Genomic DNA, 12,686 nt, shown 5'->3' with positions numbered 1-12,686 from the left:
ACGGGGACAACCCGCGGTCCTTGATCGTCCTAGCGCGGGCGAAAGCGACGCGCGCAGCCGCGGCCCCGGTGTAGCTTTCGGCCGTGCCGACCACCCTCACCGGCCAAGTCGAGCGCGTCACCTTCGAGAACGAGGAGACGGGGTTCCGGGTGCTGCGCGTCGGCTCCGTGGAGGGAGGCGCAGGTTCCGGCCCCATCGTCGTCATCGGCACCTTCCAGCCGGTGGGCCCCGGCACGCGGGTGCGCGTCACCGGCGACTTCGTGCGCGATCCCCGGCGCGGTGAGCAGTTCCGCGCCGAATCCTTGGTCGCCATCGAGCCGGCGACGCTGGTCGGGCTGGAGAAGTACCTGGGCTCCGGCCTCATCCCCGGTATCGGTCCCGGCTTCGCCAAGCGCATCGTCGAGACCTTCGGTCTGGAATCGCTGAAGGTCCTGGACGCGGAGCCGCAGCGCCTGGGCGAGGTCTCGGGCATTGGCGCGCGACGCGTCGCCGAGATCAAGAAGGCGTGGTCGGAGCACCGCGCCATCGCCAACGTGATGGTGCTCCTTCAGACCCACGGCGCCTCGCCCGCGCTCGCGGCCCGCATCTTCAAACGCTACGGTGACCGCAGCGCTTCCGTGGTGCAGCGCTCGCCCTACCGGCTCGCCCTCGAAGTTCAGGGCGTCGGGTTCAAGACCGCGGACCGCATCGCGCGCTCGCTCGGCATCGCGGGCGATCACCCCGAGCGCGCCCAGGCAGGCGTGCTCCACGAGCTCGGGGCGCTCGCCGATCAGGGGCACGTGGCGGTGCCGCGCGCCGTATTGGTCGAGCGCTCCGCCCAGATGCTCGAGATCGACGACGCGCACGTCGAGGCCGCGATCGACGCGCTCCGGGCCAGTGAGCGCGTAGTCGTCGAGGACGACTTCGCTTTCCTGTGGCGCCTGCACGCGGCGGAGGTGAGCTTCGCAAAGGGCGTCCGGCGCTTGCTCGACGCCCCGGCGCCGAGCCTTCCGGGCCTGCCGGCGGCCATCGCGGCGTACGAGAAGCGCCGTGGCCTCACGCTGGCTCCCGCCCAGCGTGCGGCGGTCGAGGCGGCGGCTCGGGAGAAGGTCCTGGTCATCACCGGCGGGCCGGGCGTCGGGAAGACCACCATCGTGAGGGCCGTGCTGAGCGTCTTCGAGGCCGCGCGGCTCTCGACGAGGCTGGCGGCCCCGACGGGGCGCGCCGCCAAGCGACTCGCCGAGGCCACTGGCCGGGACGCCAGCACCATTCACCGCCTCCTGGAGTTCGAGCCGCGCTCGGGTCAGTTCCAACGGAACGCCGACGCGCCGCTCGACGCGGACGCGATCATCGTGGACGAGGCCTCGATGATCGACCTGCCGCTCGGCGCGGCGTTGCTCTCGGCCACGCCCGACGGAGCCCGCTGCGTCGTGGTCGGGGACTCCGACCAGCTGCCGAGCGTGGGGCCGGGCGCGCTGCTCCGAGATCTGATCGACAGCGGTGCGGTGCCGGTGGTGCGGCTGAACGAGATCTTCCGCCAGCACGGCGCGAGCCGTATCGTGGAGAACGCGCATCGCATCCTGATCGGAGAGCCGCCGCTCGGCGCCAACGCCGAGGAGCCGAACGCCGACTTCTTCGTCGTTCAGCGCCGCGACCCGGAGGAAGCGGCGGCCGTGGTCGTCGAGATCGCCACGCAGCGCATCCCCAAGCGCTTCGGGCTGGACCCGGTGCGCGACGTCCAGGTGCTCACTCCCATGCACCGAGGCCCCGCGGGGACACAGGCGCTGAACGAGCGACTGCAGGCAGTGCTCAACCCGGACGGCCCCGCCCTCGAGTCACGGGGCCAGAAGCTCCGCGTCGGCGACAAGGTCATGCAGACTCGGAACGACTACGAGCGTGACGTCTTCAACGGCGACCTCGGCGTGATCGTCGCCGTCGAGCCCGCCGAGCGTCACGTCCGCGTGCGCTTCGACGAGCGCGAGGTCGATCTCGAAGACGCGGATCTCGAGAGCCTGACGCTCGCGTACGCCACGAGCATCCACAAGAGCCAGGGCAGCGAGTACCCGGCGGTGGTGCTGCCGCTCTTGTCGACGCACTTCGTGATGCTGAACCGCAATCTGCTCTACACGGCCGTGACCCGCGCCAAGCGGCTGTGCGTGCTGGTCACCGATCCGCGCGCGCTGCGGCTCGCCCTGTCGGAGGTCCGGCGCGAGGAGCGGAGTACTGGCCTCACCCGCCGCCTGCGCGACAAGTAGCTGAATCTTCAGCATTTATGCGACGCGTTATTCGCGCTTGACCCGGGTTTCTACGGGGCGTACATGGCGCACCCACATGTAGGGGCCTGTCGGGTGACTGGCTCCGGAGGCAAAGCGCCAATGCTGAAGCAAGCTCTGGTTCTCGGATTCGGGTTGTCCCTCTCGCTGCTCGCCGGCTGCGCCGCCACCACGGAGGCGCCCGACGAAGCGGAGCCCACCAGCGCGCTCGGCGACGAGACCCACTGGGCCGGCGGCTGGCGCTACTACGACTGGGACTTCGGCTGCCAGACCGGGTCGCTGAAGAACTTCGTCGTGCCGAAGAGCCGGCGGCACGTGTACTCGTTCTCCGCCTCGGCGGAAACCGAGACGACCTTCACGCTGACGGCGAGCTGGCCCAAGCAGCTCGGTGCGTTCTTGATGGTGATGAATGCGAAGGGCGAGCTCGTCGACTGGACCTACAGCACGAACAGCGGGGCGAGCCTGAGCGTGAAGCTCGCGGCGGCCGGCGACTACTGGCTGTTCGCTTCACCGGTCTGGTACGAAAAGGTGAAGACCGCATACGCGTACACGCTGTCGGCCTCCTGCTCGAAGGAGTGCAGCGTGGACGCCGACTGCGGCGCCGGCAAGACCTGCGTGGTTCCGCAGTGCTTCAAGGCGCCGTGCAAGGCGGGCGTCTGCGTGGACGCGCCGCTGTGCGCCGAGTACACCACCAGCGACGGCCGCTACTACGCCAAGAACTTCGCGGGCAGCGATGCGGCTGCAGCGAAGCAGTGGGTGACCCTCGATCCGGAGGTCAGCTCGAGCGGCGTCAATCCCGGCACGTGCGAGTCCCTCAACTCGAAGGTCTGCCCCAGCACGGATCCCGCGGTCTGCGGCGTCCCCATCGCCACCGACAAAGAGGCCACGTACGCGAACCTGTGCGAGTTCCAGAAGGTCGTGCGCGCGGCGGCCGGAGCGACGGGCGAGAGCAAGGGGAAGTACTGGGCGGGCGCCTGCCCCGACGGCTACTGCGCCGTCGGCTGGCTCTCGCCGCCGGACGTGAATTCGCCCACCGTCTACGTGAAGAACTTCACCAGCAAGGGCGACGCGGAGTCGTGGCTCGGCTCGAGCTTCTCCAACCTGTCGAGCTCCGAGATCCGGAACGGGCACTGCGACGATCCCGTCGCCTGCATCACGCTCTACAAGCCGGTCTGCGGCGTGATCAAGAGCGAGCCCCAGAAGACCTACTCGAACTCCTGCGGGTTCCAGGGCGCGGTGATGGCCGATGCGGGCAGCAGCGGCGAGAGCAAGGGCTACTACACGGACGGCGCGTGCAAGCCGGCTTGCGACTACACGGATCCGAAGAAGACCTGGATGGCGCAGAGCGCCGAGAAGTGCGCGCTCATCAAGTACTTCTGCACGGCGCCCACGGTGCCGTTCTCGAACGAGTGCGGCTGCGGCTGCCAGGGCTGAGCGCCCGAAGAAAGACAGCTCGGCCGCAGGCCGAGCCCGGAATCACATCCTCGGTCTTGCCATGATCAGACGACCGGAGGAAGCACCGGAGGGTGTCACGATCGGCCAAAGTGACCCGAGTGTGAAAACCGGCCGGGCCCGGCGCCGGCTGTCTCACCGGTAGGTAGAGTCGCGGGGCGCTTGGGTCGTCCGCGGACGCGAGAAATTCTCAAGGCGAGATGCTGAAACCCTTGCTCACCGTCACGGGGTCGCCGCTGAACGCCGGCACCTGAGCGCGGCGGAACACGCCTGCGATGCAGCTGCCGACCGGTGTACCAGGGAACTCACCGCCGCTGATGTTGGCGGTGGTGACACGGCCCGAGGGCGCGAAGGTGACCACGGCCTTGCCGCTGCCGGTGGGGCCGCCCGGGCGCTTGCAGCCGGAGGCCTGAGCGGCGGCGCCGCCCAGCGCGGCGATTGCCGCGCCCTTGTTGAAGGAAGCGACGCCGCTCGACGGCTCTTCCTTCTTGGTGACCTCTTCCTTCTTCTCCTCCGGCTTCTTGGTCTTGTCCTCTTCTTCCTTCTTCTTCATCGCCTCGGCGAAGCGCTTCTTGTCCTCTTCGGAGACCTCCTTCTTGTCGCCGGACGCCGTGGGGGCGGCGGCGGGGTCGCCGGTGGGGGGGGCCTCTTCCTTCTTCGCTTCCTCGACGGGCCTTTCTTCCTTCTTCTCTTCGCTCGCGCTGCCGCTCTTGCCGGAGGTTTCTTCGGTCTTCTTGCCCGTCTCGGCCTTGGCCTCTTCGCTCTTGCCGCCGCGCAGCGCCAGCACGCCGATCACGATGGCGATCACCGCCAGGAGCGCGACGCCGCCGCCGACCGCGAACACCACCGTGTTGTTCTTCTTCTGCGGAGCAAAGCCCGGAGGCGGCATGCTGCCGAACGCCGCCGGCATCTCGCTCGGGATGCTGGGGCGCGGGGGCGGATCGGGGGGCGGCGGGGGCGCCGCGAGCAGCGCCTGGTTGGCGCTCATACCGAACAGCGGACCGCCCATCGCGCCGCCGCCGATGTTCATGATGTCGTCGAGGTCGGCCTTCTCTTCCTTGGGCGGCGGCACGGTGCCGCGCTTGGCGGGCGCAGATGGCTTGGCTGCGGGTCCCACCCCTGCCTTGAGGGCGTCGAGGGAGAACAGCACCGAGTTCTCGTTACGCGCGCCCGTCGGCTTCTGGTCGTCGTACTCCGTCGCCCCGGGCTGCGCCGCGGAGGACACGACTTCTTCCTCGGACCCCGCGGACGCCTGGGCGCCGAAGATGTCCGCGGCGCCGCGGCCGCGGCCGCCCTCGACGCGGGCCGCGCCCGCGCTCGGGCCAGGCGAAAATCCAAAAGCCGGAGCCGGCGTGGGCGCCGGCTCGAGCTGCGCCGGCGCCGAGTGCTGCGGAGCGGACAGGTACGGCGTGAGCTCCGGCGCCGACGCCAGCGGCACCCAGTCGCCCATGCCCTCCTTCCACACGAACGCGTCCGCCGGCAGCATGCCGGCGTTCCACGCATCGACGATCTCGTTGGTCGACATCGAGCGCTGGTCGGTGTCGCTCAGGTTGACGCTCCAGGTGTCGGCCGCCGCTCCCGCTGCGTAGCCCGGGTCGGCCGCTGGAGCTTCCTCCCGCTCTTCGGCATAACCGTCGACGATGATGGGCTCGTTGCAGCCTTTGCAGCGAACCTTGACGCGGCGTCCTCGGACCTTGTCGTCCGCGATCGCATATTTCGCGCCACATGACTGGCAGGTGATCTTCATCGTGCTTCGGCTCCCAACTCAGGGGCTAGAGCCCAAAATCTAAACCAAGTTCGCCGTTCGGGCGAAGCACCAAGATTCTCGCTCAATTCACCGTCACCAGCGCGGACCCGTCGGCTCCACAGAATCCCGACCCGTTTGGGTACTGGACGCCGCAAGTGGGACAGATCTTTGGATACTGGCCGCTCGGGCGTTCCTGCGCCCGGTGGGCCCCCGCTGGGACGAGCTCCTCGTCATGAACCGGGCAGCTCACCACCCCCGGATCGTAGCCTTGTTCGCAGACCGGGCAGACGCCGCCGGCCGGTCCTCGAGTGTCAGTACCCCGGCTCACCACTACCAGGCGGTTTCCGTCGAACTTACAGAAGCGCGACTCGGCGCCGTACTCCGCCCGGCAAGTGGGGCAGAGCAACATCGCCTCCGCGGCAGGAACCGCGGGCTCCCGCGGGGCGCTGCCCGCGTGGATCTGGGTCACGATCGGGCTCGGGGGAGGCGTTTCCGCTGCCGCTGGCGCGGGCAGGGCCCGCCGGGAGCGGCGCACCAACCACAGGCCGGCGAGGCCGAGCACCAGCGCGGCGAAACCCACCACTCCGACGAAGGTCCGTCGCCGATCCGCCGCCGTGGCGTGCCCCTCTGCGCTCTGAGCGACAGGGCCCCGGGGTGCGGGCGGGTCCTGGGATGCCGCGCAGAGGATGGAGCACGGCGCGAACGCTGCTGCGGCTGCGAGAAGGGCGACCGCGACCGTCTGCCTCACGGGAGCTCGACGAAAGGATAGCAGACGCGGGCGCGACTTGCCCTCGTCGCCGCGCCGCGTTGACAGGGAAATTCGGCCTCTGCTACGGTCCCGCGGACTAACTCTAGGATTTTCGAAGGCTTCCGCCGCAAGGCTGGGATGGGAGGCCGCCGACTGGAGAGGAGAGCTCTGACGATGCATTGGGACAGCGGCAGCAAGCGGTCGCAGCGCTGGGTGCGCGCCGCGGCGAGCGTCGGTACCCTGCTCTTGGTTTCAGGGGTGGTGTTTGGCCAGGAGGAGCCGCGCGTCAACGAGAAGAACGGCGACGGCATGGACACCCACCTGTTCCGTCCGGCCGTCGACTCGAAGGGGTTCATGTACGTGAATGGCTCCGACATCCTCGGATCCAACGACATCAGCTTCGGTCTCGTCCTCGACTACGGCCGCAACTTGATGCGGACGAACAACCACAAGGACGGTTGCGGTGACGCGGGGCAGCCGGACTGCCGGGGTGTGGACGCGCTGGTCGCGAACTCGTTCCAGGGCACGTTCGGCTTCAACTACGGCATCGCGAACATCGGCAGCATCGGCATCACGGTGCCCGTGATCTTGATGGCAGGCAACGAGGCCAACGACATCGGCGCGACCGGCGACACGTACAACTCCGGAAAGCTCGACGCGCAGAAGATCAGCACGGTCGCGCTCCAGGGCAAATTGCGCCTGACCCGCGTGGACAAGGGACCGGGACTGGGGATCGTCGTGCAAGGCGGCGTTCCCGTCGGCGACGCGCCGCGCGACCTCGGCGCGGATCCCGGCGCCTGGTACTGGCCGCACGTGGTGTTCGAGAACCGCTTCGGCTCCACCGGCCGATTGAAGCTCGGCCTGGACGCCGGCTACCGCGGCCACACCGGGAAGAACCCGAAGTTCGGGCTGGACAGCACCGGCAAGCCCCAGCTGAAGGAAGGCGAGTTCGAGAACGGCAACCTGGCGACCTTCGGCGCCGGCATCGCGTTCCGGGTCCTCGACCCGCTGGACCTCGTGGCCGAAACCTACGGCAGCTACCTGGTCGGCGGCAAGAGCGACTCCAAGCAGAAGCTCAGCCAGGAGTTCTTGGGCGGCATCAAGCTGTTCGTCGAGCGAAACAGCTACCTGATGATGGGCGGCGGTAGCCGCATCTTCAGCACCGGCTTCGAGGCGGCCGACGTCCGCATGGTGCTCGGCTTCGTGTTCGAGCCCAGCATCGGCGACCGCGACGGCGACGGCTACAAGGACGACCAGGATCAGTGCCCGGACGACCCGGAGGACTTCGACGGCTTCCGGGACGAGGACGGCTGCCCCGAGCCGGACAACGACAACGACGGCATCCTGGACGTGGACGACCGCTGTCCGAACACGCCTGAGGACCGCGACGGCGACGAGGACGAAGACGGCTGCCCCGAAGGTCAGGACGGCGACCGCGACGGCGACGGCATCCTCGATTCGCGCGACAAGTGCCCCGACGATCCGGAAGATCGCGACGGGTTCGAGGACAAGGACGGCTGCCCCGAGCCGGACAACGACAAGGACGGCATCCTCGACAAGGAGGACAGCTGCCCGCTCGATCCGGAGGACAAGGACGGCTTCGAGGACACCGACGGTTGCCCGGATCCGGACAATGACAAGGATCAGATCCCGGACGTGAAGGACAAGTGCCCGAACGATCCAGAGACCTACAACGGCTTCGAGGACGAAGACGGGTGCCCGGACAAGGGCAAGGTCGTGATCGAGGGCTCGGACATCATCATCCTCGAGAAGGTGATGTTCGAGACCAACAGCGCGAAGATCCTGCCCGAGTCGGACGGGATCCTCGACGCCGTGGCCGCGACCTTGAAGGGTCATCCGGAGTTCCAGGTGGTCGAGATCGCGGGTCACGCCGACGAGCGCTCGAGCGACGAGTACAACCTGAAGCTGACCCGCGACCGCGCCGCCAGCGTGGTCGACGCGCTGGTCAGCCGTGGCGTCGCCAAGAGTCGCCTGGTGTCGCAGGGCTACGGCGAGTACTGCCCGCTCGACGACGCGCACAACGCCGCGGCCTGGGAGAAGAACCGGCGCGTGGAGTTCAAGGTCGTCAAGACCGACGACGGTTCAACCGGCGCCGAGCGCGGCTGTGAGCGGGCCAAGGCCAAGGGCGTCCTGCCGCCCCCGGTCGACTGAGCGGGTGGGCGCGGCCGAACCGGTTTCGGTCGCGCCCGGCTCTCACCGGGGTCGATCCTCATGACCCCCCTCCAGTGGCTCCTCCTGGCGCTGATCGCGGCGCTGTTCCTGTTCATGCTGCGCCGCCGCTTCGGCGACGTGTCGCCCGCAGAGGCCAAGCAGCTCGTCGAAGGTGGCGCGCTGCTCCTGGACGTGCGCACGCCCGGCGAGTTCGCAGGCGGTCACCTGCCCAGCGCCGTGAACGTGCCGGTCGGCGAGCTCGGCGGGAGGCTCGAGAGCCTCGCGCCGAAAGACAGGGCCGTGGTCGTCTACTGCGCCTCCGGCGTGCGGAGCGCCGTCGCCGCCGGCGTGCTGCGCGACGCGGGCTTCTCCAGCGTGAAGAACCTGGGCGCGATGTCGCGCTGGTGAGGCGCTACACTGCTCCCGCTTGCCCGAGCTGGTTTCCCACGATGACGGCGGTGGCGTCGAGCGCTGCGTGCGCTGCGGTGCGCTGGCGGTGGGACCCTGCGCGCGCTGCCGCTCACCGATCTGTGGGGATTGCTGCGTGCTCACCGAAGGCGGCACCCGCACCTGGGCCATCTGCCTGGCCTGCGAGGACCGCGGGGGCAAGGCGCTCGGCGGGGCGTGGCGGAGCCTGGTGCTCTGGATCCTCGGGATCCTCGGCGCGCTGCTCTTGGCGGTGCTGGCCCTCGGCTACCTGGTGCGCTGAGGCGCTCAGGGATCCACGCGCTTGACGACGCTGCCCGCCGGAAGCGGCTGGTCCGGGCCGACGCCGTTGATCAGGGCGAGCGTGGCCAGGTTCGTGCGCGGCGGGTTCTCGGCGAAGAGAGCGCGCAGCGAGGTCTCTCTCTCCAGCGTGGTGAGGCGGATGCGCAGCACGCCGAGGTTCTTCAAGGCAGGATTCGAGATCTTCCCCACGCCGCCCAGCAGGGCCTTCACCGCGTCGGTCTCTTCGTCGCCCCGCGGCACCACCAGCGCCAGAACGAGCGGGGCGACCGGCGTGTCGAACACCCAGGAGAGCGAGCTCAGAGCGCCCTCGGGCACGGATTTCGCGACGAAGACGCGCTGGCCGCCCAGGTTGGACTCCGTGAAGCTCTCGCGTTTCCCGAGCGCATCGAGGGTGCGCTCGAGGCTCCCGTGCTCGGAGCGCGCCACCAGGAGGATGGTCGCCTTGCCGGGCAGGGCCGCCATCAGATCCTTGCCGATCAGCTGCGCGCGCCAGAGCGACGGCAGCACGAGCTCGAAGTCGGCGTTCGGCACGACGTAGCGATCGCCGTACAGGTAGCCGTCGCGCGGGTCTTCGCCGAAGGGAAGCCCGTCGATCTTGCTCAGGTACTCCCGCGCCTTCCACTCGCCGCCCGGGTCCTTCTGCTGCTCGAGCGCCCTGAGCCGCTCGCCCGTGACGGGGTGCGTGCGCAACAGAGGCGGCACGCGGCTGCCCCCGGCCAAGCGTTCGAGCTCGGCGAACAAGCGGAGCACCTTGGCCAACCCCCCGCGCGCGTAGCCGGCGCGCTCGAGATAGCCGAGCGCGAGCCGGTCAGCCGTCCGCTCTTCGTCGCGCAGCCGCGCGAGCAGCGCCAGGCGGTCGTCGGGCGGGAGCTTGTCGAGGTCGCCGTCTTCGACGCCGCGCTTCACCAGGTACTCCGCCTGCCGTCGCCAGTGCCGCTCCGAGACGTGCGCCACCTCGTGGGCCAGGGCCGCGGCGAGCTCCGCCTCGGAGCCGAGACAGGCCAGGAAGCCCCGGGTGACGTAGACGTAGCCTCCCGGTCCGGAGCGAACGCTCACGTGCGAGCTGTCGAGCAGGCGCAGCGTCCAGCGGGTGGCCGTGGGATTGGCCTGGCGAGCGACGGCCGAGAGCACGCCGTTCACGTAGGCCGCGAGCGGGGCGTCGGCGAGCACCGAGAGCTCCGACATCACCCGCTCGTCGGCGAGCCGGCCGAGCTCCGCGTCGTCGTCCACCGCGCGGGACGGAGCGCTCGCGGGCTCTCGCGTCTGGGGCTGGGGGCGATTGCAGGCAAACGCTGCCAGGCCCACCGCCACGATAGCTGCCGGAAAGCGCTTCACGCGAAGGATCTCTAGCGCTGCGACTCGGAGTCCGCGAACGAATTCCTCGCCGCCCGATCTCGTGGGTGGCACTCTCGACGACGCTGGTGAGACTCGCTCCGGTTCTTTCGATCGCTGCAGGGCTCTCGGCCTGCTCGGCCGCGCCACCGCGAGTGGCCGAGCCCGCGCGCACGCGCGCCGAGGGCTACGAGCACCGAGCCGTGGAGCTGGATCGCCTGGGCGAACGGCAGGCGGCGCTGCACTTCGCGACCCGCGCTCTGGTGGTGCGGCTGGCGGACTGCGGCTACGACTGCCCCGAGGTCGCCTACTCGTTCGTGCAGCTCGGCGATCTCCGCTTCCAGAACGGCCAGCCCGAGCACGCCGCCCAGAGCTACGCGCGAGCGCTCGAGGTGCTTTCCCCGCACCGAGCGAGCCACGGCGGCTGGGTCGGCGCGACCTCCGAGCGCCTGGCTCGGGCCTGCGCCGAGTCACGGCGCCCGCCGCCGGGCTGCGGAATCCATCCGCGCAGGGCCGGCTCCAACCCCCGAGGAGACGCGCCTTGAAGCCGAAAGACGACGGGAACGAGCTGATCGCGACGGGGCTCGGTGTCGGTGCCATCGGCGTCGCGGGCGCCGTCTTGCTCGGAGCGACTTGCCCGATCTGCGTCGTGGCCACGCCCGCGCTCCTGGGGGCCGGCCTGTACAAGAAGTGGAAGGCCAAACGCGCCGTGGTCCTGGACGAGCGTCCGCGAAAAGCTCCAGAATGAGGCCGTGCGTTCGATCTTCGTCCTGGCCCTAGCGCTCCTCGTCCCGCAGCTCGGCTGCGGCGAGCTCGACTCGGGCGCGGGCGGCAGCGGCGGGTCGGGTGCCCTGGGCGGCGCAGGCTCCGGCGGCCTGGCAGGAACCGGCGGCCTGGCGGGCGCGCCGAACGCCGCGTTGGTCAAGCAGTGGGCGCGCGAGGTCGCGCTCGGGACGGAGTACGGCGGCGGCTCGAAGCAGGTCGCGCGTTGGGCCGACTCGCCCTCGCTGTCGGTGGTGACAGGATCGGCGGCGGACCGAGTCCACCTGAACGAGCTCGTCCCGATCCTGAATCAGGACCTCGGACCGACGCCCATCCAGGTGGTCGCCGACGGCGACGACAGCGCCGACATCCGCGTCTACTTCACGCCCCTCGCCGACTTCACTGCCATCGGCCAGCAGCACGGCTTCCCCGTCGTCCCGGGAAACTGGGGCTACTTCTACATGTTCTGGGACGCAGACCAGGCGCTGACCAAGACCTTCGTGCTCCTCGCTACCGACAAGCTGTCGGGCGACCAGCTGCGGCACTTCACCTTCGAAGAGCTGACCCAGTCCCTGGGCCTGGCCACGGACTCCGACATCTTCCCCGACAGCATCTTCTACGCGAACGGCGCCGATGGCGGAGACGCCACCGAGCTCAGCGCGCTCGATCGGCGGCTCCTGTGGTTCCTGTACGCTCACACGCAGCCGGGGGACGACCAGGCGGCCTTCGACGCGGCGTTCGACCAATACTTCTAGCTCGGGTCAGCGGACCTCGGTGCCCTGCGTCTCGACGACGTTCGGCGCGACGTAAGCCGGCTGGCGCGCCTCGAGCTCCGCGCCCTGCTTCCGCTGGTAGCGCCTGAGCGCCAGGAGCAGACCCGTTCCGGCGCCGAGCAGGGCGATCAGGTCGTCGATCCAGCCGACGACGACGGCCACGTCCGGCACGAAGTCGAGCGGCATGATCACGTAGAGCACCGCCAGCAGCATGAACGACTTCGCGATGAACCCGGCCTTGGGATTGAGGAAGAACCGCATCGTGGTAGCGAGGTCGGTGGCTCTCTGTGGCATGGCGCGCTCCGAAGGGCAGATTGGCGCAAAGTAAGGCCCGATCTCCAGCGCGCAAGGCCCAGGTCAGGGGTGGGGCCTTCAGCCGGGAAATGTTCTAGTCTTCGCCGCCATGAGCTTCGGCATCGATCACGCCCACTCTCTGCCCATCGACGACGCGCGGGCGCGCATCCGCGCGCTGGGCGAGTACCTCTCGAACAAACACGGCATCGCCGTGACCTGGAGCAGCGACGACCAGGCCAAGATCGCCGGCAAGTACCTGGTGGTCTCCATCGAGGGTAGCGTCACCGTGGAAGACAAGCGCGTGCGCTTCGAGGGCAAGGACCCGGGCATGCTCTGGCGCGGCAAGGCCAAGGACTACTTGAGCGCGAAGCTCTCGAAGTACCTGAACCCGGCGACGAAGCTCGAAGACCTGCCTCGATCCTGAG

At 69.4% G+C, this 12,686-nt stretch carries 13 protein-coding genes; 9 read left to right on the top strand and 4 right to left on the bottom strand.

Annotation, left to right across the window (positions count from 1 at the left end; genetic code table 11):
• The first annotated feature begins 83 nt into the window (after positions 1-83).
• Together HS104_29370 and HS104_29365 are read left to right on the top strand one after the other, a co-directional pair.
• Positions 84-2,234, top strand: coding sequence for an ATP-dependent RecD-like DNA helicase (locus HS104_29370; GenBank protein ID MBE7484066.1), 2,151 nt, complete (start codon positions 84-86; stop codon positions 2,232-2,234).
• 120 nt (positions 2,235-2,354) lie between these two features.
• Entirely contained in the window at positions 2,355-3,686 is a 1,332-nt protein-coding gene (locus HS104_29365) for a hypothetical protein (GenBank protein ID MBE7484065.1), read from the top strand.
• A 208-nt stretch (positions 3,687-3,894) separates the two neighbouring features.
• Here HS104_29365 and HS104_29360 read toward each other — a convergent pair whose 3' ends face one another.
• Both HS104_29360 and HS104_29355 read right to left on the bottom strand, forming a co-directional pair.
• Positions 3,895-5,451, bottom strand: coding sequence for a zinc-ribbon domain-containing protein (locus HS104_29360; protein ID MBE7484064.1), 1,557 nt, complete (start codon positions 5,449-5,451; stop codon positions 3,895-3,897).
• Between the two features lie 82 nt (positions 5,452-5,533).
• Complete coding sequence (locus tag HS104_29355; GenBank protein ID MBE7484063.1) at positions 5,534-6,034, bottom strand: hypothetical protein; 501 nt, start codon at positions 6,032-6,034, stop codon at positions 5,534-5,536.
• 303 nt (positions 6,035-6,337) lie between these two features.
• On the opposite strand from HS104_29355, the gene HS104_29350 reads away from it, so the two are divergent.
• The 3 genes from HS104_29350 to HS104_29340 all read left to right on the top strand — a co-directional run bounded on the left by HS104_29350 (position 6,338) and on the right by HS104_29340 (position 9,080).
• Positions 6,338-8,371, top strand: coding sequence for an OmpA family protein (locus tag HS104_29350; GenBank protein ID MBE7484062.1), 2,034 nt, complete (start codon positions 6,338-6,340; stop codon positions 8,369-8,371).
• A 114-nt stretch (positions 8,372-8,485) separates the two neighbouring features.
• On the top strand, positions 8,486-8,779 hold the full coding sequence (locus tag HS104_29345; protein ID MBE7484061.1) for a rhodanese-like domain-containing protein: 294 nt from the start codon (positions 8,486-8,488) through the stop codon (positions 8,777-8,779).
• 19 nt (positions 8,780-8,798) lie between these two features.
• Positions 8,799-9,080, top strand: coding sequence for a hypothetical protein (locus HS104_29340; protein ID MBE7484060.1), 282 nt, complete (start codon positions 8,799-8,801; stop codon positions 9,078-9,080).
• A 5-nt stretch (positions 9,081-9,085) separates the two neighbouring features.
• Here the strand turns inward: HS104_29340 and HS104_29335 are convergent, their stop codons facing one another.
• Positions 9,086-10,435 carry a M48 family metalloprotease gene (locus HS104_29335; protein ID MBE7484059.1) on the bottom strand — a complete coding sequence of 450 codons (1,350 nt, stop codon included), beginning with the start codon at positions 10,433-10,435 and terminating at the stop codon, positions 9,086-9,088.
• 152 nt (positions 10,436-10,587) lie between these two features.
• Here HS104_29335 and HS104_29330 point away from each other — a divergent pair, with 152 nt between their 5' ends.
• The 3 genes from HS104_29330 to HS104_29320 are packed head-to-tail and all read left to right on the top strand — an operon-like array spanning position 10,588 to position 11,949.
• Positions 10,588-10,977: a tetratricopeptide repeat protein gene (locus tag HS104_29330; GenBank protein MBE7484058.1), complete on the top strand. Its 390-nt coding sequence runs from the start codon at positions 10,588-10,590 to the stop codon at positions 10,975-10,977.
• The gene (locus tag HS104_29325) at positions 10,974-11,180 is read left to right on the top strand and encodes a hypothetical protein (GenBank protein ID MBE7484057.1); all 207 of its coding nucleotides are present in this window, start codon (positions 10,974-10,976) and stop codon (positions 11,178-11,180) included. Before HS104_29330 ends, HS104_29325 begins: the two co-directional genes overlap by 4 nt.
• 4 nt (positions 11,181-11,184) lie before the next feature.
• Complete coding sequence (locus HS104_29320) at positions 11,185-11,949, top strand: DUF2927 domain-containing protein (GenBank protein ID MBE7484056.1); 765 nt, start codon at positions 11,185-11,187, stop codon at positions 11,947-11,949.
• Positions 11,950-11,955: 6 nt separating this feature from the next.
• On the opposite strand, the gene HS104_29315 is transcribed toward HS104_29320, so the two are convergent.
• Positions 11,956-12,180 (bottom strand): DUF1232 domain-containing protein, encoded by a 225-nt coding sequence (locus tag HS104_29315; GenBank protein MBE7484055.1) that lies wholly within the window; start codon positions 12,178-12,180, stop codon positions 11,956-11,958.
• A 190-nt stretch (positions 12,181-12,370) separates the two neighbouring features.
• Here HS104_29315 and HS104_29310 point away from each other — a divergent pair, with 190 nt between their 5' ends.
• Positions 12,371-12,685, top strand: coding sequence for a polyhydroxyalkanoic acid system family protein (locus HS104_29310; GenBank protein MBE7484054.1), 315 nt, complete (start codon positions 12,371-12,373; stop codon positions 12,683-12,685).
• The last annotated feature ends 1 nt before the right edge of the window (position 12,686 follow it).

This window comes from Polyangiaceae bacterium (assembly GCA_015075635.1).
Classification (GTDB): domain Bacteria; phylum Myxococcota_A; class Polyangia; order Polyangiales; family Polyangiaceae; genus JADJKB01.
The sequence above is the reverse complement of the archived record's forward strand: the minus strand, read 5'-3'. Positions and strand labels throughout refer to the sequence as shown.

Bases quoted from the DNA above. Each gene is read 5' to 3' on its own strand.
- HS104_29315 (MBE7484055.1), bottom strand. From the start codon at position 12,180: ATGCTGCTGGCGGTGCTCTACGTGATCATGCCGCTCGACTTCGTGCCG.
- HS104_29350 (MBE7484062.1), top strand. From the start codon at position 6,338: ATGGGAGGCCGCCGACTGGAGAGGAGAGCTCTGACGATGCATTGGGAC.
- HS104_29345 (MBE7484061.1), top strand. From the start codon at position 8,486: ATGCTGCGCCGCCGCTTCGGCGACGTGTCGCCCGCAGAGGCCAAGCAG.
- HS104_29360 (MBE7484064.1), bottom strand. From the start codon at position 5,451: ATGAAGATCACCTGCCAGTCATGTGGCGCGAAATATGCGATCGCGGAC.
- HS104_29365 (MBE7484065.1), top strand. From the start codon at position 2,355: ATGCTGAAGCAAGCTCTGGTTCTCGGATTCGGGTTGTCCCTCTCGCTG.
- HS104_29310 (MBE7484054.1), top strand. From the start codon at position 12,371: ATGAGCTTCGGCATCGATCACGCCCACTCTCTGCCCATCGACGACGCG.